Genomic DNA, 20,139 nt, shown 5'->3' with positions numbered 1-20,139 from the left:
TCGACGAAGGCCGCCTCCTGGCGGCCTGCCCGATCATTCGTCGGGCGCCCCGATCACTCGTCGGGCGCGAATCCCTTAGGGAACTCATCGACGCGCTTGATTCTGCCCTTGTCCAGCCGGAACACGCCGCTGTGGCCGCCCTGCCGCTCGAAATCCGTCTGCAGCTCGTCCCACGTGCCGAGATACTCGCCGCAATCGTCGCACCGGATTTCCGATTCCGGACGCGCATCGACCGGGATTCTCAATCTGATCGTCAGGCAGTACGGACATTCGAGCTGATGATTGAGATATTGCGACGCCACTGACCTTCCTCGCTTTGGTCCGATGATGACATGACGGCGGGGCAAAGTCGAATAACGCCGCCGCGCTGGCGGACATATGCGCGCGGCCGGACGGAGGTGTCTTGACGCCGCGCGCCGACACGCGTTAGGGCCCCTGACCAATTGCAGCATCGGACAGGAAGGCCCCAGCCCCATGGAAATCTTCACTGCCGCGGGCTTTTCCGCGCTCCTTCAGGTCATTGCCATCGATCTCGTTCTCGCCGGCGACAACGCCATCGTCATCGGACTTGCGGCGGCCGGGCTGCCAGCCGAACAACGCAAGAAGGCTATTGTCGTCGGCATTCTCGCGGCCACTGTTTTGCGTATCTTCTTCGCGCTGATCACGCAGCAGCTGCTCCAAATCGGGCCGATCCTGCTCGTCGGCGGCGGCATCCTGCTGCTCTACGTCTGCTGGAAGATGTGGCGCGAGCTCAGGACCACGCACAAGGAAGAGGAAGAGGCGACCGAAGCGCTGTCGGACATCGACTACGATAAGAGCGGGGCAGTAGCAGGAGGCGCCCCGCGAAAGACCTTCGCGCAGGCTGCCTGGCAGATCGTCATCGCCGACGTATCCATGTCTCTCGACAACGTGCTGGCGGTTGCTGGCGCGGCGATGGACCATCCGACCGTGCTGATCATCGGGCTCGCGCTCTCCATCGCGCTGATGGGTCTTGCCGCGTCCTTTATCGCACGGCTGCTGCACAAGCACCGCTGGATCGCCTATGTCGGCCTGCTGGTGATCCTCTATGTGGCTATCGAGATGACGCTGAAGGGAGCCTACGGCCAGTGGCCGGAGCAACTTGCATTCCTCGGCACCTGGTTCGGTGCGCCGGGACAGATGGGCCACTGACAGGGACGTCGCGTCGCGGTTTTCCTGCGGCCGGAACTGTGTTATCGCGCTCGCACATTAAATCAACGCACTCAGGCAAGGCCGGACCCTTCATGGTTCCGGCTTTCGCCGTTGAAAGACCCGATATGTCCGCACCCGCTCCACGCGTCAGTTTCGTCAGCCTCGGATGCCCGAAGGCGCTCGTCGATTCCGAGCGCATCATCACAAGGCTGCGAGCCGAGGGTTACGAGATCGCGCGCAAGCATGACGGCGCGGATCTCGTCGTCGTCAACACCTGCGGCTTCCTTGATTCCGCGCGCGACGAGTCGCTTGCCGCGATCGGCTCGGCCATGTCCGAAAACGGCAAGGTCATCGTCACCGGGTGCCTCGGCGCTGAGCCGGACGTCATTCGCGAGAAGCATCCGAACGTGCTCGCCATCACAGGGCCGCAGGCCTATGAGAGCGTGATGGCTGCGGTGCACGAGGCAGCCCCTCCGACGCACGAGCCGTTCATCGATCTGCTGCCGCCGCAGGGCGTGAAGCTGACGCCGCGCCACTACGCCTACCTGAAGATTTCGGAAGGCTGCAACAACCGCTGCACCTTCTGCATCATCCCGGCGCTGCGCGGCGACCTCGTCTCGCGCCCGGCCGGCGACGTGCTTCGCGAAGCCGAAAAGCTCGCCAAGGCTGGCGTCAAGGAAATCCTCGTCATCTCGCAGGATACCAGCGCCTACGGCATCGACATCAAATACCAGACAAGCTTGTTCCAGGAGCGCGAGGTGCGCGCGAAATTCCTCGATTTGTCGAAGGAACTGGGCGAACTCGGCGTCTGGGTGCGCATGCACTACGTCTATCCCTACCCGCATGTGGCGGACGTGATCCCGCTGATGGCCGAGGGAAAGATCCTCCCCTATCTCGACATCCCTTTCCAGCACGCCTCGCCGCAGGTGCTGAAGAACATGCGCCGTCCGGCGCATGGCGAAAAGACGCTGGAGCGCATTCGCGGCTGGCGCGAGGTCTGCCCGGATCTCGCCATCCGCTCGACCTTCATCGTCGGCTTTCCCGGCGAGACGGACGAGGATTTCGAGATGCTGCTCGACTGGCTGGACGAGGCAAAAATCGACCGCGCCGGCTGCTTCAAATACGAGCCCGTGAAGGGCGCGCGCTCGAACGATCTCGGCCTCGAACAAGTGCCGCAGGAGGTGAAGGAAGCCCGCTGGCGCCGCTTCATGCAGCGCCAGCAGAAGATCTCGGCCGCGCAGTTGCAGAAGAAGGTGGGAAAACGCCTGCCCGTCATCATCGACGAGGCGCATGGCTTGTCGGGCAAGGGCCGCACGAAATACGACGCACCGGAGATCGACGGTTCGGTCCACATCCAGTCGCGCCGGCCGCTGCGCGCAGGCGACATCGTAACGGTCAAGATCGATCGCGCCGACGCCTACGACCTCTACGGATCGGCTGTCTGACAGCTGCCTTCGGCGCGTGCGGAAACCGTAATATTTTTCGTATCCTGCGGGTTCGCGGGACAATCAAAAACGAAAACGGGCGCCGAAGCGCCCGCTCTCCCGAGGGAATAGCTGATCACTTCGGCAGCTGGTCGTCCACGCCCTGGACGTAGAAATTCATCCCGAGCAGCACCTTGTCCTCGGCGACCTCGCCATCCTTCAGCCAATCGGAGCCGTCCTGCTTCTTGATCGGACCGGTGAACGGGTTGAACTCGCCGGATTTGATCTTCGCCTCGGTCTCCTCGGCGAGCTTCTTCACGTCGTCGGGCATATTGGCGTAAGGCGCCATGACGACATGGCCTTCCTTCATGCCGCCCCAGACGTCCTGCTGCTTCCAGGTGCCGTCGATCACCGCCTTGACCCGTTCGATATAGTACGGGCCCCAATTGTCGACGATCGAGGTGAGCTGCGTTTCAGGGCCGAACTTGATCATGTCGGAAGCCTGGCCGAACGCCTTGATGCCACGTTCGGTCGCAACCTGCATAGGCGCGGTCGAATCCGTATGCTGGGTGATGATGTCAACGCCCTGGTCGATCAGCGCCTTGGCCGCGTCGGCTTCCTTGCCCGGGTCGAACCAGGTGTTGGCCCATACGACCTTGACCTTGAAGTCAGGGTTCACGGACTGTGCGCCGAGCACGAACGCGTTGATGCCCATCACCACTTCCGGGATCGGGAAGGAGGCGATGTAGCCGGCAACGCCGCCCTTCGACATCTTGGCCGCGATCACGCCCTGCACGTAGCGCCCTTCATGGAATTTGGAATTGTAGGTCGCGACGTTCGGATGGTCACGCTTGTAACCCGTCGCATGCTCGAACTTAACGTCCGGGAACTTGCCGGCGATCTTGTTGGTCGGGTCCATGTAGCCGAAAGAGGTGGTGAAGATGATGTTGCAGCCGGAACGGGCGAAGCGCTCGATGGCGCGCTCCGCGTCGGCGCCTTCCGGCACGCTTTCGAGATAGGCCAACTCGACATTTTCTTCGCCGAGATTCTTCTGCATCTCGAGCGCACCCTGATGGTGCTGGTAAGACCAGCCGAAATCGCCGATCGGCCCGACATAGATGTAGCAGGCCTTGGTGGCTGCTTCCGCGGCCATCGTGCCGAGCGACAGCACGGCTGCCGCGGCGGCAAATGACAGAATTTTGCTTTTCATTCTCGTTCGTCCTCTTTCAGTTGTTGCCGGGGACACTATCCCATTGTTTTTGAGCATGAAATTTCAGGAATCGTTCCCATTTCCCGGAATCATGCTTTAGCGATCTGGCACAAACGGCCGCCCCAGAGAAGCCGGTGTGTTGACCATAGTCAGCCGCCTGTTGCGAGAGATTAGAACAAGCACCACGATGGTCGCCAGATAGGGAAGCGAAGAAAGTAGCTGCGAGGGCACGCCTATCCCCAGCGCCTGCGCGTGCAGTTGGCCGATCGAGACGGCGCCGAAGAGATAAGCGCCGGCGAGCACGCGCCACGGCCGCCACGAAGCGAACACGACCAGCGCCAGCGCGATCCAGCCGCGCCCGGCGGTCATATTCTCGATCCATTGCGGCGTGTAGACCAGCGACAGGTACGCGCCCGCTAAGCCCGCACAGGCCCCGCCAAACATCACCGCCAGGTAGCGGATGCCGATGACGTTGATGCCGAGCGCATGCGCCGAGCCGTGATTGTCGCCGACCGAGCGCAGGGTAAGGCCGGCGCGGGTGCGGAACAGGAACCAGGCGACGCCGACGACCAGCACGATCGAGAGGTAGAACACCGGATCCTGGCCGAAGATCAGCCTTCCGATGACCGGCAGATCGGAGAGATACGGAATATCGAGATTGCCAAGCTTGATGCCGGGTTGGCCGACAAAGCCTTCGCCGAGCATGCCGGAGAGGCCGAGGCCGAGCAGCGTCAGCGCCAGGCCGGTGGCGACCTGGTTGGTGACCAGCGTCAGCGTCAGGAAGCCGAACAGCAGGGAAAACATCGCGCCGACCGCGATTGCCGCGAGAATGCCGAGCCAGGGCGAGCCGGTGGCGAGCGTCACACCGAAGCCGGTGACCGCGCCCATGACCATCATGCCTTCGACGCCGAGGTTGAGCACGCCGGAGCGTTCGACGACCAGTTCGCCGATGGAAGCGATGAGCAGCGGCGTCGCCGCCGTCGCGATGGTGATGAGGATGGATTCAAACATTTTGCGAAGCCTCCGCCGTCTTCACGGCAGGCGTGCCGACGAAGCGCACGCGATAGTGGATCAGCGTGTCGCAGGCGAGCACGAAGAACAGGATCATGCCCTGGAAGGCGCGCACCACCTTGTCGGAGACGCCGATCGATATCTGCGCCGCCTCGCCGCCGAGATATGAAAGCGCGAGGATCAATCCGGCCGCGACGATGCCTAGCGGATTGAGGCGGCCGAGAAACGCCACGATGATTGCCGCGAAGCCGTAGCCCGGCGAAATGGTCGGCCTCAGCTGGCCGATCGCGCCCGACACTTCCGAAATGCCCGCCAGCCCGGCGAGTGCGCCGGAGACGATGAAGGCGAAGAACACCATCTTCGACGCCGAGAAGCCGGCGAAGCGCCCTGCCCTCGGGCTCTGGCCAAGCACCTTCACCTCAAAACCGCGCAACGTTCTGGACAGCATGAACCAGGCCGCAACCGCAGCGACGAGCGCGAAGACGAAGCCCCAGTGGGCGCGTCCGGAAGACGACCAGACTTCGGGCAGGATCGCGTATTCGTGGAAATTGCGCGTTTCCGGAAAATTCATGCCCCCGGGGTTGCGCCAGGGACCGCGCACCAGCCAGTCGAGGAAAAGCTGGGCGACATAGACCAGCATCAGGCTGGTCAGGATCTCGTTGGTGTTGAACCGCGCCTTGAGGTAGGCCGGCACGGAGGCGTAGGCCGCGCCGCCGATCATGCCCATGAGAAGCATCAGCGGCAGGACGATCCAGGATTGCAGGTCGGGATACATCACCGGCAGGATCGAGCCGACGATCGCGCCGATCGTGAACTGGCCCTCGGCGCCGATGTTCCAGTTGTTGGACAGGAAGCAGACGGACAGCCCGACCGCGATCAGGATGAGCGGCGCTGCCTTGACCGCCAGCTCATGCAACTGCCAGCGGTTGTTTTCGTCCCATAGGCCGGTGAGCGGGTCGATGAAGTAATAATAAAGCGCCTCGGCGGGGTTCTTGCCGAGCAGCGAAAACATGATCGCGCCGGCGATCAGCGTGAGGCCGAGCGCTATGAAGGGCGACAGCGCGGAAAACAGCGCCGATTGCTGCGGGCGTTTGACGAGTTCGATGCGCATCAGGCCAACTCCGCCACTGGTTCGACATGGCCGGGCTCGGCGCCGCCCATCAAAAGCCCGACCTTCTCGAAGGTCGCCTCGGCGATCGGCAGCGGCTTCGACAGTTCGCCATTGTGCATGACCGCGATGGAATCGGAGATCTCGAACAGTTCGTCGAGATCCTGGCTGATGACGACCACCGCCGAGCCGCTCCGCGCAAGTTCGATCAGCGCCTGGCGGATGCGTGCAGCGGCACCCGCATCGACGCCCCAGGTCGGCTGATTGACCACCATCACCGCCGGGCGGCGGTCGAGCTCGCGGCCGATGATGAATTTCTGCAGATTGCCGCCCGACAGTGCTGCGGCTTCCGGGTCAGGCGCGCTCTTGCGCACGTCCATGATTTCAATGATGCGCTGCGCGGCCGAGGCGATAGCTCGGGTCTGCACAGTGCCGCCCGCCCCGAGAAAGGCTTTGCGGTCGGTGGCGTGGCGCGACAGGAGCAGGTTCTCGGAAAGCCGCATGCGCGGTGCTGCGCCATGACCGAGCCGCTCTTCCGGCACGAAGGCAGCGCCAAGCAGCCTGCGGCCCGAAATCGTCAGCCGGCCGGCATCCTTGCCACGAATACGGACGCTCGCCGCGTCCTGCTGCTGAACCTCACCGGACACCGCTTCGAAGAACTCTCCCTGGCCGTTGCCGGCAACGCCGGCAATGCCGATCACCTCGCCAGCGCGGGCGTTGAGATTGATGTTGCGAAGCGGGATCGAGAACGGTGTCGCGGGGATGCGCGAAAGGCTGCGCACCTCGAGCAGCGCCGCTGCCTTCTCCATGCCCTGGATGGGATCGCGCACCACGGCCTGCACCTCGTTGCCGACCATCATGCGGGCCAGCGACGAGGCGGTTTCCTTGCGCGGATCGCAGTGGCCGACGACCTTGCCGTGGCGCAGCACGGTGGCGCGGTCGCACATGCGTTTGACCTCTTCCAGCCGGTGCGAAATGTAGAGGATCGACTTGCCTTCCGAGCGCAGCCTTTCCAGCGTCTCGAACAGCCGGTCGGCTTCCTGCGGCGTCAACACCGAGGTGGGTTCGTCGAGGATGATGAGCTGCGGCGTCTGCAGAAGGCAGCGGATGATCTCGATGCGCTGGCGCTCGCCCACGGATAAGTCGCCGACAAGCGAATAGGGATCGAGCGGCAGGCCGTAGCTGTAGGAAAGCGCCTTGGCCTTGGCGGCGATGGTGGCGATCGGCGTATCGTCGTCGAGCGACAGGGCGATGTTTTCGGCCGCGGTCAGCGCATCGAACAGCGAAAAGTGCTGGAACACCATGCCGATGCCGAGCTTGCGGGCAGCGCCTGGGCTGGAAATGCGCTCGACCTGGCCGTTCCAGTGGATTACGCCGGCGTTCGGCTCCAGCGAACCGAACAGCATCTTCACCAGGGTGGACTTGCCGGCGCCGTTTTCGCCGAGCAGCGCGTGGATCTCGCCGCGGCCGACCGTAAGATCGATACCATCGCACGCCTTGAGCGTGCCGAAGATTTTCGTCAGGCCGCGCACCTCGAGCAGGTTGCCGCCTTCAGTTTCAAGGGTTGCCGTCACAACGCTCCCCAGTTTTGATTATGTTCCCGAAAGCATCGTAGGCGTCGCCGCCGCACAACGCAAAGCGGGGAGCCGCTTGAAAGTGCTTCAAGAATTTCGGGGAAAGCTCAAGGGAGGAGAATGCTTGTCCCCGTGGTCTTGCGCGCTTCAAGATCGGCATGAGCCTTGGCTGCATCCCTCAGCGGGTAGCGCTGGTTGATCTCGATCCTGACCGCGCCGCTCGCCACGACGTCGAACAGCGCCTTCGCCGACGCTACGAGGTCCTCTCGCTTCGCGTTGTACAAGAAGATCGTCGGCCGCGTGGCGTACAATGAGCCCTTCTGCGACAGCAGCGCCAGGTTGAAGGGCGGTATCGGACCCGACGACTGGCCGAACGACACGAACAGGCCGCGCGGCCTCAGGCAGTCTAGCGATCTTGGGAACGTGTCCTTACCGACCGAATCGTAGACAACGTCGCAGAGCTTGCCGCCGGTGATCTCCTTCACCGCGCCTACGAAATCAGTCTCGCGGTAGTTGATGACATGGTCGAAGCCGTGCGCCTTCGCCAGAGCGATTTTCTCGGCCGAACTCGCGGTGCCGATCACGGTCGCGCCGAGATGCTTCGCCCATTGCCCAAGGATCAGCCCGACGCCGCCGGCCGCGGCGTGGTAGAGGATGGTGTCGCCGGGCTTCACCGGGAACGTGCGGCGCAGCAGATATTCGGCGGTCATGCCTTTCAGCATCATGGCGGCGGCCTGTTCGTCGCTCAGGCCCTCCGGAACCTTGACCAGAACGGAGGCCGCGATCACCCGCTCGTCGCAATAGGCGCCGAGCGGTCCGGCATAGGCGACGCGGTCGCCTTTCTTCAGCCCCTCGACGCCCTCGGCCGTCTCCAGCACCACGCCCGCCGCCTCGTTGCCGGGGATCAGCGGGAAGCCCGCTGGCGCCGGATAGAGCCCGCTGCGGTAATAGACATCGAGGAAATTCAGCCCGATCGCTGTATGGCGCACGAGCACCTGCCCCGGACCGGCACGGCCTGGATCGTTCTCCCCATAGGCCATCACCTCCGGCCCGCCATTGGCCTGGATTTTTATCGCTTTCGACATGGTCAGACTTTCTTGGCGCCTAGGTTGGGAAACAGCTGCATCACGGCTCCGATGAAGAACAGGTAGATGCCGGTCGACGCGATGCCAACCTTGGTGAAGAGGCCGACATTGGCCGAAAGCACGCCGATCCTGTCGTAGAAATTCGCAAGCGCCGACTGCGCAAGCGCCAGCGCGCCGAAGGCGCACCACAACAGCGTGATGGTGAGGTTGAGGGATCGCAGCCGCCTGACGCGGACGGGGTGCAGGAACTGGATCGGCAAAAATGTCAGGATGCCGGCGAAGACGACCACGGCGAAGGACAGCCACTGGCCTGGCTCGGTGACGAACAGCGTGAACACCACCATGTTCCAGACCACCGGGAACCCTTTGAAGAAGTTCTCCGTCGTCTTCATGCCGGTGTCGGCATAGTAGATCGCACTCGAAACCACGATGATTGCCGCCGACAGGAAGGAGAGCCCCTCGCCCATCAGGCCGAACTGATAGAGCGCGAAGGCCGGGATGAGGACGTAAGTGACGTAGTCGATGATGTTGTCGAGAAGCTCGCCTGACCAGGTCGGCAGGATTTCCTTGACCTCGAGCTTGCGCGCGATCGGCCCGTCGATGCCATCCACGAACAGGGCCAGCCCGAGCCACCAGAACATCGCCGTCCAGCGCTCTTCGCTTGCCGCCACCAGCGACAGGAAGGCCAGGAACGAGCCCGAGGCGGTGAGCAGGTGGACCGAAAAGGCCTTCGCCTGCGGCCAGGTGACCTGCCTGCGTTTCATGCGACCGACATGCGGATTGTCCGCCATGGATTGTCCTCTTCCGTCAGTCGGACCTTAATCGCAGCCTTGTCGTGGGTACAAGCGCTATCGCGCCCGCCACGGCCGATGGGTTGAATCGCCGCGTTGAAGCAGGCGCGGCGGCTGCTATACCACCATGAAGCAATCGAGCGCCCGGAGCGGCCTTGGACCAGGACTATCCACAGAACGTGATCGTCGCCGGAACCGGCCCTGCCGGAATGATCGCCGCGCTCGCCCTGGCGAACGCCGGCTTCCGGGTGATCCTCGCCGGCCCCGCGGCCAACCGGGACGATCGCCGCACCGCCGCGCTGATGTCGCCGGCGCTGGCCTTTCTCGACACGCTTGGCGTCGCCGAGGCGTTGAAGCGCAATGCCGCACCGTTGCGCGTCATGCGCATCGTCGACGCGACGAACCGCCTGATCCGCAGCCCCGTCGTCACCTTCCATGCCGGCGAGATCGGCGAGGAATTTTTTGGCTTGAACGTCCCCAACCGCGATCTGAACGCGGCGCTGGAGCAGGCCGTCGCCGCGCATCCAGGCATAGAATGGCGGCGCGCGCTGGTCGAAAGCTGGTCAGTCGGGACCGACCGGATAGCGGCGCTCTTGGCCGGCGGCGAGGAAGTGTCGGGCGCGCTCGCGGTCGCGGCCGACGGGCGTATGTCGCCTGCCCGGCAGGCGGCCGGCATCTCGACCTCGACGCGGGCCTACCCGCAGGCGGCCCTCGTCGTCAATTTCGCGCATGCCCGGCCGCACGGCTCCGTCTCGACCGAATTCCACACGGAGACCGGCCCGTTCACGCAGGTGCCGCTGCCTGGCGACCGTTCGAGCCTCGTGTGGGTGGTCGCGCCCGAAACCGCCGAGGAACTCGCCGCACTCGACGACGACGTCCTGTCTGCCAAAATCGAGGAGCGCATGCAATCGATGCTCGGCCGCGTCTCCATCGAGCCCGGCCGGCAGATCTACCCGCTTTCGGCAACGCTGGCGGCGCGTTTCGCACGCAACCGCGTGGCGCTCGTCGGCGAGGCCGCCCATGTATTCCCGCCAATCGGCGCGCAGGGCCTCAACCTCGGCATCAGGGACGTCCAGGAACTCGTTGCGATTGCAACGGAAAATCGCGCCGACCCGGGAGCGCCGGCCGCCCTGGCGGCTTACGACGCCAAGCGAAGGCCCGACATTCTGGCGCGCACCGGCGCAGTCAACTTGTTGAACCGTTCGCTGCTTTCGAACATGCTGCCGGCGCAGATGATGCGCAGCGCGGGCCTCGGCGTGCTCGGTGCATTCGCGCCACTGCGCGCATTCTTCATGCGCGAAGGTCTCAAGCCCGGCAGCGGCTTCTCGTCCATCTTCTCAAGGGAATAAATCGGGTGGCAGCATGCCGGTGGTGATCGCGTAGAGAAGCGCCGTCACCGTGCCGACCGAAAGACAGGTGGTGATGAGCACGCTTGCCGAGGCGCGCTCCACCCACACGCCATATTGCTGGGCGATGACGAAGACATTGGTCGCGGTCGGCAGGCCCGCCAGAAGCACGGCGGAAAACACCCAGATCTCCGAGAAATTGCCGACCCAGCTCAGGACGACATAGCAGATCAGCGGGTGCACGATCAGCTTGAGTGCGGCGATCGGCGCGAGTTCCCTGGGAACGCGCTTGAGCGGCCGCAGCGCCAGCGTCACCCCCATGGCGAACAGGGCGCAGGGTGCTGCGGCGCTGGACAGATATTCGAGGAAGCGCTCGATCGGCAGCGGCGGCCGAAACTCGACCGCCGCCGCGGCCACGCCGACGGCGGTGGCGATGATGAAGGGATGCAGCAGGATCTTTTTGGCCACGCCGGTAGCAAGTTGCAGCGGCGGCGTCTTTTCCCCGCCCGACAGCGCCATCATCAACGGCGCCATGACGAAATGCATGATGTTTTCGAAGCAGAAGATCAGCGCGACGGGAACAGCCGCTTCCGGGCCGAAGGCGAGCAGCGCCAACCCCGGTCCCATATATCCGATATTGCCGTAGGCGGCGGCCAGCCCCTTGATGGTGGACCCTGCGATCTCGCCGCGCGACAGCACCACCGATGCGACGAACATGATCGAAAAGACCGTATAGGTCGAAAACACCGCGCCGAAAATGTAGCTCCATTCGGTCAGCCGCTCGATAGGTGTCTTGGCGAGCAGTTGGAAGAACAGGGCGGGCAGCGCGACATAGATGATGAAGGTGTTCATCCAGCCGAGCGCTTCGAGCGGCTGGCGCGTTATCCGCGCCACCACAAAACCCATGAATATCAATCCGAAGAAGGGCAGGACGAGCCCGATGACGTCAGACATATGCTCCCCGCCGCGAATGCGTTCGGGCTAACGCGTTGTTCCTCAATGCGTCAAGGGCGTATAAGGACGTATAAGATTGAATTTGGCGCAGCCATGCGCCACATAGGCTGAAAAGATTTCCACGTGGAAGAAATGAAGACAGCTAAATTCGCAATTGGCCAAGTCGTCCGACATCGGCTGTTTCCGTTCCGGGGCGTCATCTACGATGTCGACCCGCAATTCGCCAACACCGAGGAATGGTACGAGGCCATTCCCGCCGAAGTCCGGCCGCGCAAGGACCAGCCCTTCTATCATCTGCTCGCCGAAAACGCAGAGACCGAGTACATCGCCTATGTCTCGGAGCAGAACCTGCTCGAGGACCAGTCCGGCGAACCGGTGCGGCATCCGCAGCTGCGCGAGTTGTTCGACAAGACCGCCGACGGCCATTATCGGCCGAAGAGCCATCTAAGCCATTAACGCCGCCATGCAGGCATGAAAAAAGCGGGGCCAAACCCCGCTTTTTTGCTTTGAGGATCTATGCGGTCAGTTGGCCGCCTTCGCCTTGTCCTGCTCTTCCTTGAGCTTCTTGGCGAAGTCCTCGTTGTTCTTGCTCACGAATTCCTGCAGCTTTTTCTGCCTGTCCTCGATGTCGGCCTGCTTCAGCGGCGGGCCGTCGAAGGCGCCGGTGAAGCCCTTGAGCGACACCTTGATCGGGTTCGGCTGGTTCTGGAAATTGACCGAGGTAAGGGTCAGTTCCTGGCCTTTCTTGAAGGACGCGACGATCTGGTCGGAAAGCGCGACTTCCGCCACGCAGCGGTCCGGGAAGCAGATCACGTAGTCGAGCTTCTGCGCCTTGCCGCCGTCGATCTGCAGGCCGATCCCCGGAGGCACGAGGCGGCCGGTCGGAACCGTCACCTGGAATACCTTGCGATTGATCTTGCCCTTGAGCTCGATCAGGCTGATGCCGGTGACGAGCTGGCCGCTGGAGGCGGTGGTGATGTTCTGCACGTTGCAGATATCCACGTCTTCCTGCTTGGAGCAGGCCTTGAACCAGCCCTGCGGAATCTGCGGCTGCTGCTGAGCTGCAGCCGGCGAAAGACCGGCGGCGAGCAGCCCGACCACGCCCGCGGCCATGACCGAAAGGCGGGAAATGTCGGTTTTCAGGCTCGTCATCTTGTCGATATCCTCTCAAACGATCTCGTATCGGCCACTTTCAGCCGAAAGTCATCGCGTACCTGTTGCTCAAATGAGGCAACAGCATGACTGTGGCGGGCGTGTTACACCGCGCGGCAGCATGAATCCAGCCCGGCGCTTTCGATTTATTTGGCCTGCCGCCGGCCTAGTCTCACAATGGCGCCATCGTGATAGGCTGAAACTCGAATCATCCGAAGAATCGCCAGCAGGACGTCATTAATGCGCCGCCTATTTCCTATCCTTTGCGCCGCCATGGCCTGGTTGCCGCTTGGCGACGCGGCGATAGCCGAGCCGCGGCATGCCATCGCCATGCAGGGCGAGCCGGCGCTGCCCGCCGACTACCGGCACTTCTCCTACGTCAATCCGGACGCGCCGAAGGGCGGAAGCATCACCTATTGCGTGATGGGCAGCTTCGACAATCTGAACCCGTTCATCGTCAAGAGCCTGCGGACGACCGCCCGCGGCGTGATCGACATGATATTCGGCAATCTGGTGTTCGAATCGCTGATGACGCGCAACGCCGACGAAGCATTCTCGCTCTACGGCCTGCTGGCCGAAACGGTCGACATCACGGAAGATCGCAAGACTGCCGAGTTCAACCTCAATCCGAACGCGAAATGGTCGGATGGCAAGCCCGTGACGCCGGAGGACGTGCTGTTCACCTATGAGGTCTATACGGAGAAAGGCCGCCCGCCCTACAGCGACCGCATGGCCAAGATCGCCAAGCTCGAAAAGACCGGCGAGCATTCCGTTCGCTTCACTTTCAACGAGCATGCCGACCGCGAATTTCCGCTGATCATTGCGATGACGCCGATCCTTCCCAAACACGCCTTCGACAAGGCGACTTTCGACCAGACGACGCTGAAGCCGGTGACGGGCAGCGGCCCCTACAGGATCGCCGAAGTCGTGCCCGGCGAGCGCATCACCTTCGAGCGCAATCCCGATTACTGGGGCAAGGACCTTCCGATCAAGCGCGGCTTCGACAATTACGACCGCATCACCATCGAATATTTCCTGAACGCCAATTCGCAGTTCGAGGCGTTCAAGAAAGGTATCTGCTCGGCCTATGCCGGACCGATTTATACCGGACTCGACCCGAACCAGGTCGCGCGCGATTTTGATTTTCCCGCGTTCAAGAACGGTCAGGTGATCATCGAATCCTTCGAGCGGAAGCTCCCGCCGGTCGTCACCGGCTTCCTGTTCAATTCGCGGCTGCCGAAGTTTTCGGATGCGAGGGTGCGCCGCGCGTTGGCGCTCCTCTATGATTTCGAATGGGCGAACAGGAACATTTTCGACGGCAAGTTCGAACGCACCGCCAGCTATTGGCAGAATTCCGAACTGTCGGCGCTAGGGCGTCCGGCGGGCGAAAAGGAGCGCGCGCTGCTGGCGCCCTTCCCCGGCTCGGTGCTTCCCGAAGTGATGGACGGCACTTGGCGCCCTGCCGCGACCGATGGTTCCGGCCGTGATCGCGCCGTGCTGAAGTCGGCGCTCGACCTCCTGAAGACGGCCGGCTATTCGCTGAACGACGGTGCACTGACGGCGCCCGACGGGCAGCCTTTCGGCTTCGAGATCCTCACCGCATCGCAAAGCGAGGAACGGCTGGCCTCGATCTACCAGCGCACGCTGCAGAAGATCGGCATCGCCGTTTCGATCCGCAGCGTCGACGACGCGCAGATCCAGCAGCGCAAGCAGCGCTTCGATTTCGAGGTGGTGATCGGCTCGACGGGCTTTGCCGGCACGCTGTCGCCGGGCATCGAACTGATCGGCCGCTGGGGTTCGGAAGCCCGCGACGTGGAAGGCTCCTTCAACCTGGCCGGCGTCGCCGATCCGGCGGTAGACGCCATGATCGACGCAATGCTGAACGCTCGCGACAAGGAGGACTACGTCGCCGCGGTGCGCGCGCTCGACCGCCTGCTGATATCCGGAGCCTACATGGTTCCCATGCAGCACATCAACGAGCAGTCCCTGGCGTACTGGGCCTATCTGGCGCATCCCGATAAGACGCCTATATTCGGCTTCCAGCTTCCGACATGGTGGCGCAAGCCGGAATGACCTTGGCGAAGGACAAGCAGATGAGCGAACGGCCGGCCATCACCATCGATATCGTTTCCGATGTCGTCTGCCCGTGGTGCTTCATCGGCCAGAAGCGGCTCGGCAAAGCGCTGGAAGCGGTTCCCGAAATCGACGTCGAGGTGCATTGGCGGCCCTACCAGCTCGACCCGACCATTCCGCCCGAAGGCAAGGACCGCAAGGCCTACATGCTGGCGAAATTCGGCAGCGAAGAAAGGCTGCGCGAAATCCATGCGCGGATCGAGCCGCTGGGCGCCGAGGAAGGCATCGCCTTCGATTTCGCGGCCATCAAGGTTTCGCCAAACACGCTCGACGCGCACCGCGTGCTGCGCTGGGCGGCGGCAGCCGGCGGCGATCTGCAGGACCGGCTGGCGAAGCGGCTGTTCCAGCTTTATTTCGAGGAAGGCGCCAATGTCGGCGACCATGCCGTTCTGATCCAGGCGGCGCGCGAGGCCGGCATGGACGCGGCTGTCGTCGAGTCGCTCTTGCCGACCGACGCCGACCGCGACGCCGTGGCGGCGGAAGTCGCGACCGCCTCACGCATGGGCATAACCGGCGTTCCCTGCTTTCTCCTCGAAGGCAAATATGCCGTCATGGGCGCGCAGGACGCCGGGACACTCGCCGACGCGATCCGCCAGGTGGCGGCGGCGAAAGGGCGTGGGGAACTGGAAAAAACGGGTTAATTGCCAGATCGAAAATGAGCGAGGCAATTTTCCCGGCGAGCGAATGGCAGGAGCCGGTTGAAACCGGTTGGTCCGAGGAGCATCGCGCCCACCTCGTACGCGAGCTGAGCGCCGGCGGTTCGACGGCGCTGATCGTCGTTGAAGGCGGCAAGCCTGTCTTCCAGTGGGGAGACTTGGCACTGAAGTCCAGCGTCGCGTCCGTGCGCAAGAGCCTGATCAGCATCTTGTACGGAATCTACGTGGCAGAGGGCAGGATCAAGCTCGACGAGACGCTTCAGGATTTGCGTATCGACGATATCGGCGGCCTCACTGATCGCGAGCGCCAAGCGACGGTCGAGCATTTGTTGCAGGCGAGATCGGGCGTCTACCACCCCTCCGTGTACGATACCGCACGTGGCCGTCCGCTGCGCGAAGAATATGCGCCGGGTAGCTTCTGGTATTACAACAACTGGGATTTCAATGTTTTGGCGACCATTTTCGAGCGGCAGACAGGGGAGACTGTCTTCGACGCGTTGGAATCCAGACTTGCAGTTCCTCTACTGATGCAAGATTACGTGCGAGAGGACGGTCGCTATCAGCATGGTCCAGAATCCGAACACCCGGTCTACAAACTGCGATTTTCCGCGCGGGACCTCGCACGGGTAGGACTGCTCTATCTTCGGAACGGGCGATGGGGTGCGAACCAAGTCGTCCCGGAAACCTGGGTTCGGGAGAGCGTTCGGGCTCATTCCGATCTAGGAGGTGGGAGAGGCTATGGATACCTCTGGTGGACGGCCGAAGCTCATGCTCCCGGAGATGCAATAAGCACTCATACGCCCTTGTTCTATGCCAGCGGTCTCGGCGGACAGTACATCGTCGTCATAACGACGCTCGATCTCGTTGTCGTCCATCGCGCCGCCCGCGTGGACCATGGAATAACCCACGACCGGATGGGGAAAATCCTTCGTCTCGCGATTGCGGCGATGCTGGAGCGTGGGTGAACGGCTCTGGTCCGAAGGGCGAAAATTGCTCATTTCGGCGTCACGAATGACTATTGGTCCTACGCCGCCGCCTTCGTCGCCAGCCGCGCCAACTGCGTCATCACCACAGCAGCTCCGGCCAGCCGCTTCTCGGAGTTCGGCCAGTCGCGAATGAACACCACGCTCTGGTCCGGCCTGATCTTGGCCAGCGAACCCTGTTCGCCGATGTAGCGCACCAGGCCGGCCGGATCGGCGAATTCGCGCTTGCGGAAATGGATGACGACGCCCTTCGGCCCAGCGTCGAGTTTTTCGACATTGGCCTTCCGGCAGAGCGCCTTGATGAAGACGATCTTCAGGAGGTGCTGAACCTCCTCCGGTAGCGGCCCGAAACGGTCGATAAGCTCGGCGGCGAAGGCGTCGATCTCCTCCGTCGATTCGAGATCGCCAAGCCGCCGGTAGAGCGCCAGCCTGAGTTGCAGGTCGGGCACGTAGCTTTCCGGGATCATCACCGCGGTCCCGACCGCGATCTGCGGCGACCAGCCGCCGTCGACGACCTCGCCAGTGCCGCGGATCTCGGCGACCGCCTCTTCCAGCATCTGCTGGTAAAGCTCGAAGCCGACCTCCTTGATGTGGCCTGACTGCTCCTCGCCGAGCAGATTGCCCGCGCCGCGAATGTCGAGGTCGTGGCTGGCAAGCTGGAAGCCGGCCCCCAGCGTATCGAGCGACTGCAGCACCTTCAGCCGCCGCTCGGCGGTGGCGGTCAGGGTGCGGTTGGCCGGCAGCGTAAACAGCGAATAAGCGCGGAGTTTGGAACGGCCGACACGGCCGCGCAACTGATAGAGCTGCGCCAGGCCGAACATGTCGGCGCGGTGCACGACGAGCGTATTGGCGGTCGGGATGTCGAGGCCGGATTCGACGATCGTCGTCGAAAGCAGCACGTCGTACTGGCCGTCGTAGAAGGCGTTCATGATGTCGTCGAGCTCGCCCGGCGGCATCTGGCCGTGGGCGACGGCGATCTTGAGCTCGGGCACCTGCTCCTGAAGGAATTTTTGGATTTCCGACAGATCCGCAATACGCGGCACAACATAGAAGCTGTGGCCGCCGCGATAGCGCTCGCGCAGCAGCGTCTCGCGGATCACCAGCGGATCGAAGGGCGAGATGAAGGTGCGTACCGCCATGCGGTCGACAGGCGGCGTGGCGATCAGCGACAGTTCGCGCACGCCGGTCAGCGCCAGTTGCAGCGTGCGCGGGATCGGCGTCGCCGACAGCGTCAGCACATGCACGTCGGTCTTCAGATCCTTCAGCCGCTCCTTGTGCTTGACACCGAAATGCTGCTCCTCGTCGATGACTAGCAGCCCGAGATTCTTGAACGAGATCGAGCTGCCCAGCAGCGCGTGGGTGCCGATAACGATGTCGACCGTACCTTCGGCGATGCCCTTCTTGGTCTCGGCCAGCTCCTTGGGGCCGACCAGCCGCGACGCCTGCCGCACCACCAGCGGCAGGCCGGCGAAGCGCTGCGTGAACGTCTTGAAGTGCTGGCGCGAAAGCAGCGTCGTCGGCACCACGACCGCGACCTGGAAACCTTCCATGGCGGCGATGAAAGCCGCGCGCAGCGCCACCTCGGTCTTGCCGAAGCCGACGTCGCCGCAGATCAGCCGGTCCATCGGCTTGCCGGCCGAAAGGTCGTCCATGACCGAATCGATGGCGCGCTGCTGGTCGTCGGTTTCCTCGTAGGGAAAGCGCGCCGAAAATTCGCCGTAGAGGCCTTCGGGCGGATTGAAGGCGGGAGCGGCGCGCATCTGGCGCTCGGCTGCGAGCCGGATCAACTGGCCCGCCATTTCGAGCAGGCGCTTCTTCAGTTTCGCCTTGCGCGACTGCCATGCGCCGCCGCCGAGTTTGTCGAGCGTGGCTTCGGCCGAATCCGAACCGTAACGCGACAGAAGCTCAATGTTCTCGACCGGCAGGAACAGGCGGTCGTCGCCGGCATAGTGGATTTCGACGCAGTCATGCGGCGCACCCAGCGCCTCGATAGTTTTAAGACCGATGAAGCGGCCGATGCCGTGGTCGGCATGGACGACGATGTCGCCAGCCGACAGCGCGGACGCCTCGGCGATGAAATCGGAGGCGCGCTTGCGCTTCTTCGACCGGCGCACCAGCCGATCGCCCAGAATATCCTGCTCGGCAACGACGACGAGCTTTTCCGTTTCGAAGCCGGTTTCCAGCGGCAGCACCGCGAGCCCCGCCTGCCCCGCCTCGAGCTTTTCGACGTCGGCGAGCGTCGCCACCGCCTTCATGTTGCCGAGGTGATGCTCGGCGAGAATCTGGCTCAGCCGATCGAGCGAGCCCTCGGTCCAGCCGGCGACGACCACGCGGCGGCGCGCCGACCGCACGTCGGCGATATATTTCACGACCTCTTCAAAGACGTTGGCCGACGGATCGGCGCGTTCGAGGCCGAAGCCGCGGCCATCCTTGGCTCCGGCGTGATAGATCTTCGCCGTACCCGCGTCGGGCGCTGCGAAAGGCGTGAACTCGACCGCCGGCCGGTCGGGCAGCATGGCGTTCACCTCATCCGGGGACAGGTACATGCCGGAGGGCGGGACGGGCTTGTAGGGCACGGCGTCCTTCAATGCGCCCTCGGCCTGACTCCTGCGCGCCTCGTAATAATCGAGGATCAGTGCGTGGCGTTCACCCAGCGCCTCGCGCGCCAGGTGGTCGAACACCACCGGCGCATCCGGCAGATAATCGAAAATCGTATCCAGCCGCTCATAGAACAGCGGCAGCCAATGCTCCATACCGGCGAAGCGCCGGCCTTCGCTGACAGCAGCGTAGAGGCCGTCATCCCGCGACGGCGCACCGAACGCTTCGATATAGGCGCGCCGGAAACGGCTGATCGTGTCGGGGGTCAGCGCCACTTCGCTCATCGCCTGCAGCATCATCGACTTGCGCTGGCCGGTGGTGCGCTGGGTGGCGACATCGAAGGAGCGGATCGATTCCAGCGTGTCGCCGAAGAAATCGAGCCGCAGCCCCTCCGACCAGCCGGGCGCGTAAAGATCGAGAATGCCGCCGCGCACGGCGAACTCGCCGACATCGCGCACGGTGGGAACCCGGTCGAAGCCCGAATTCTCGAGCCGCGCGGTCAGTTCCCTCATGTCGATCTGGTTGCCGGGCCGTGCGTGGAAGGTCTGCGCCTCGATGATCTCGGCGGGTGGAATACGCTGCAGCAGCGCGTTGGCCGTGGTGAGCACCACCGCGCGATGCGGTTTTTTTGCCAGCGAAATCATCGCGGCGAGCGCGTCCAGCCGCCGCGCCGCGGCGTCCGAACCGGGCGAGACGCGGTCGTAGGGAAGGCAGTCCCAGGCCGGGAATTCGAGCACCGGCAGGTCCGGCGCGGCGAATGCCAGCGCCTCGACTATGGCCGGCAGGCGCTGGCCGTCGCGCGCGACAAACAGGATCGGCCGGTCGCCTGCTATCTCGCCGGCCGCGGCGGCAATCGCGAAGGCTTCATAGCCGTCCGCGACGCCGTCGACGACAAACAGGCCATTCCTGCCTCTCGGCAGGCCGATGGGATCTATAAGGCTCAT

Annotated in this window: 17 protein-coding genes; 7 read left to right on the top strand and 10 right to left on the bottom strand. The window is 63.4% G+C overall.

The genetic code is table 11. The annotated features are described in order from the left end of the window. Nucleotides 1–53: 53 nt before the first annotated feature. Nucleotides 54–302 carry a hypothetical protein gene (locus tag ACG873_RS10075; RefSeq protein ID WP_394891586.1) on the bottom strand — a complete coding sequence of 83 codons (249 nt, stop codon included), beginning with the start codon at nucleotides 300–302 and terminating at the stop codon, nucleotides 54–56. A gap of 172 nt (nucleotides 303–474) precedes the next feature. Here ACG873_RS10075 and ACG873_RS10070 point away from each other — a divergent pair, with 172 nt between their 5' ends. Continuing rightward, nucleotides 475–1,170, top strand: a complete 696-nt coding sequence (locus ACG873_RS10070; RefSeq protein WP_394891585.1) for a TerC family protein — start codon at nucleotides 475–477, stop codon at nucleotides 1,168–1,170. A gap of 125 nt (nucleotides 1,171–1,295) precedes the next feature. Next, nucleotides 1,296–2,615, top strand: a complete 1,320-nt coding sequence (rimO, locus tag ACG873_RS10065; RefSeq protein ID WP_394891584.1) for a 30S ribosomal protein S12 methylthiotransferase RimO — start codon at nucleotides 1,296–1,298, stop codon at nucleotides 2,613–2,615. A 115-nt stretch (nucleotides 2,616–2,730) separates the two neighbouring features. Here rimO and ACG873_RS10060 read toward each other — a convergent pair whose 3' ends face one another. The 6 genes from ACG873_RS10060 to pcsA form a co-directional block, all read right to left on the bottom strand. Further along, entirely contained in the window at nucleotides 2,731–3,747 is a 1,017-nt protein-coding gene (locus ACG873_RS10060) for a BMP family ABC transporter substrate-binding protein (protein WP_394893432.1), read from the bottom strand. A 153-nt stretch (nucleotides 3,748–3,900) separates the two neighbouring features. Beyond that, complete coding sequence (locus tag ACG873_RS10055) at nucleotides 3,901–4,815, bottom strand: ABC transporter permease (protein WP_394891583.1); 915 nt, start codon at nucleotides 4,813–4,815, stop codon at nucleotides 3,901–3,903. Next, the gene (locus tag ACG873_RS10050) at nucleotides 4,808–5,926 is read right to left on the bottom strand and encodes an ABC transporter permease (RefSeq protein WP_394891582.1); all 1,119 of its coding nucleotides are present in this window, start codon (nucleotides 5,924–5,926) and stop codon (nucleotides 4,808–4,810) included. The genes ACG873_RS10055 and ACG873_RS10050 overlap by 8 nt, the downstream gene beginning before the upstream one ends. Then, the gene (locus ACG873_RS10045; protein WP_394891581.1) at nucleotides 5,926–7,497 is read right to left on the bottom strand and encodes an ABC transporter ATP-binding protein; all 1,572 of its coding nucleotides are present in this window, start codon (nucleotides 7,495–7,497) and stop codon (nucleotides 5,926–5,928) included. Before ACG873_RS10045 ends, ACG873_RS10050 begins: the two co-directional genes overlap by 1 nt. A gap of 107 nt (nucleotides 7,498–7,604) precedes the next feature. Next, complete coding sequence (locus ACG873_RS10040) at nucleotides 7,605–8,582, bottom strand: quinone oxidoreductase family protein (protein ID WP_394891580.1); 978 nt, start codon at nucleotides 8,580–8,582, stop codon at nucleotides 7,605–7,607. Between the two features lie 2 nt (nucleotides 8,583–8,584). Continuing rightward, entirely contained in the window at nucleotides 8,585–9,373 is a 789-nt protein-coding gene (pcsA, locus tag ACG873_RS10035; protein WP_394891579.1) for a phosphatidylcholine synthase, read from the bottom strand. Between the two features lie 155 nt (nucleotides 9,374–9,528). Here pcsA and ACG873_RS10030 point away from each other — a divergent pair, with 155 nt between their 5' ends. Next, on the top strand, nucleotides 9,529–10,722 hold the full coding sequence (locus ACG873_RS10030; protein WP_394891578.1) for a UbiH/UbiF family hydroxylase: 1,194 nt from the start codon (nucleotides 9,529–9,531) through the stop codon (nucleotides 10,720–10,722). Here ACG873_RS10030 and ACG873_RS10025 read toward each other — a convergent pair. Then, on the bottom strand, nucleotides 10,711–11,673 hold the full coding sequence (locus ACG873_RS10025; RefSeq protein WP_394891577.1) for an AEC family transporter: 963 nt from the start codon (nucleotides 11,671–11,673) through the stop codon (nucleotides 10,711–10,713). The two genes, ACG873_RS10030 and ACG873_RS10025, sit on opposite strands and share 12 nt — an antisense overlap. 132 nt (nucleotides 11,674–11,805) lie before the next feature. Between ACG873_RS10025 and hspQ the strand changes: the two genes are divergently transcribed. Further along, entirely contained in the window at nucleotides 11,806–12,129 is a 324-nt protein-coding gene (gene hspQ / locus ACG873_RS10020; RefSeq protein WP_394891576.1) for a heat shock protein HspQ, read from the top strand. 66 nt (nucleotides 12,130–12,195) lie between these two features. On the opposite strand, the gene ACG873_RS10015 is transcribed toward hspQ, so the two are convergent. After that, nucleotides 12,196–12,825, bottom strand: a complete 630-nt coding sequence (locus ACG873_RS10015) for an invasion associated locus B family protein (RefSeq protein WP_394891575.1) — start codon at nucleotides 12,823–12,825, stop codon at nucleotides 12,196–12,198. Nucleotides 12,826–13,065: 240 nt separating this feature from the next. Here ACG873_RS10015 and ACG873_RS10010 point away from each other — a divergent pair, with 240 nt between their 5' ends. From ACG873_RS10010 to ACG873_RS10000, 3 genes are read left to right on the top strand one after another with little or no spacing between them, the layout of a single operon-like run. Beyond that, nucleotides 13,066–14,898: an extracellular solute-binding protein gene (locus ACG873_RS10010; RefSeq protein WP_394891574.1), complete on the top strand. Its 1,833-nt coding sequence runs from the start codon at nucleotides 13,066–13,068 to the stop codon at nucleotides 14,896–14,898. A 20-nt stretch (nucleotides 14,899–14,918) separates the two neighbouring features. Then, entirely contained in the window at nucleotides 14,919–15,599 is a 681-nt protein-coding gene (locus tag ACG873_RS10005; protein ID WP_394891573.1) for a DsbA family oxidoreductase, read from the top strand. 14 nt (nucleotides 15,600–15,613) lie between these two features. After that, nucleotides 15,614–16,579 (top strand): serine hydrolase domain-containing protein, encoded by a 966-nt coding sequence (locus ACG873_RS10000; protein ID WP_394891572.1) that lies wholly within the window; start codon nucleotides 15,614–15,616, stop codon nucleotides 16,577–16,579. A 59-nt stretch (nucleotides 16,580–16,638) separates the two neighbouring features. Here the strand turns inward: ACG873_RS10000 and mfd are convergent, their stop codons facing one another. After that, the gene (gene mfd, locus ACG873_RS09995) at nucleotides 16,639–20,139 is read right to left on the bottom strand and encodes a transcription-repair coupling factor (RefSeq protein ID WP_394891571.1); all 3,501 of its coding nucleotides are present in this window, start codon (nucleotides 20,137–20,139) and stop codon (nucleotides 16,639–16,641) included.

The sequence above is a fragment of the Allomesorhizobium aridi genome, assembly GCF_043769475.1.
In the GTDB taxonomy this organism is placed as follows: Bacteria; Pseudomonadota; Alphaproteobacteria; order Rhizobiales; family Rhizobiaceae; genus Allomesorhizobium.
This window is presented reverse-complemented; position numbering and strand designations above follow the sequence as displayed.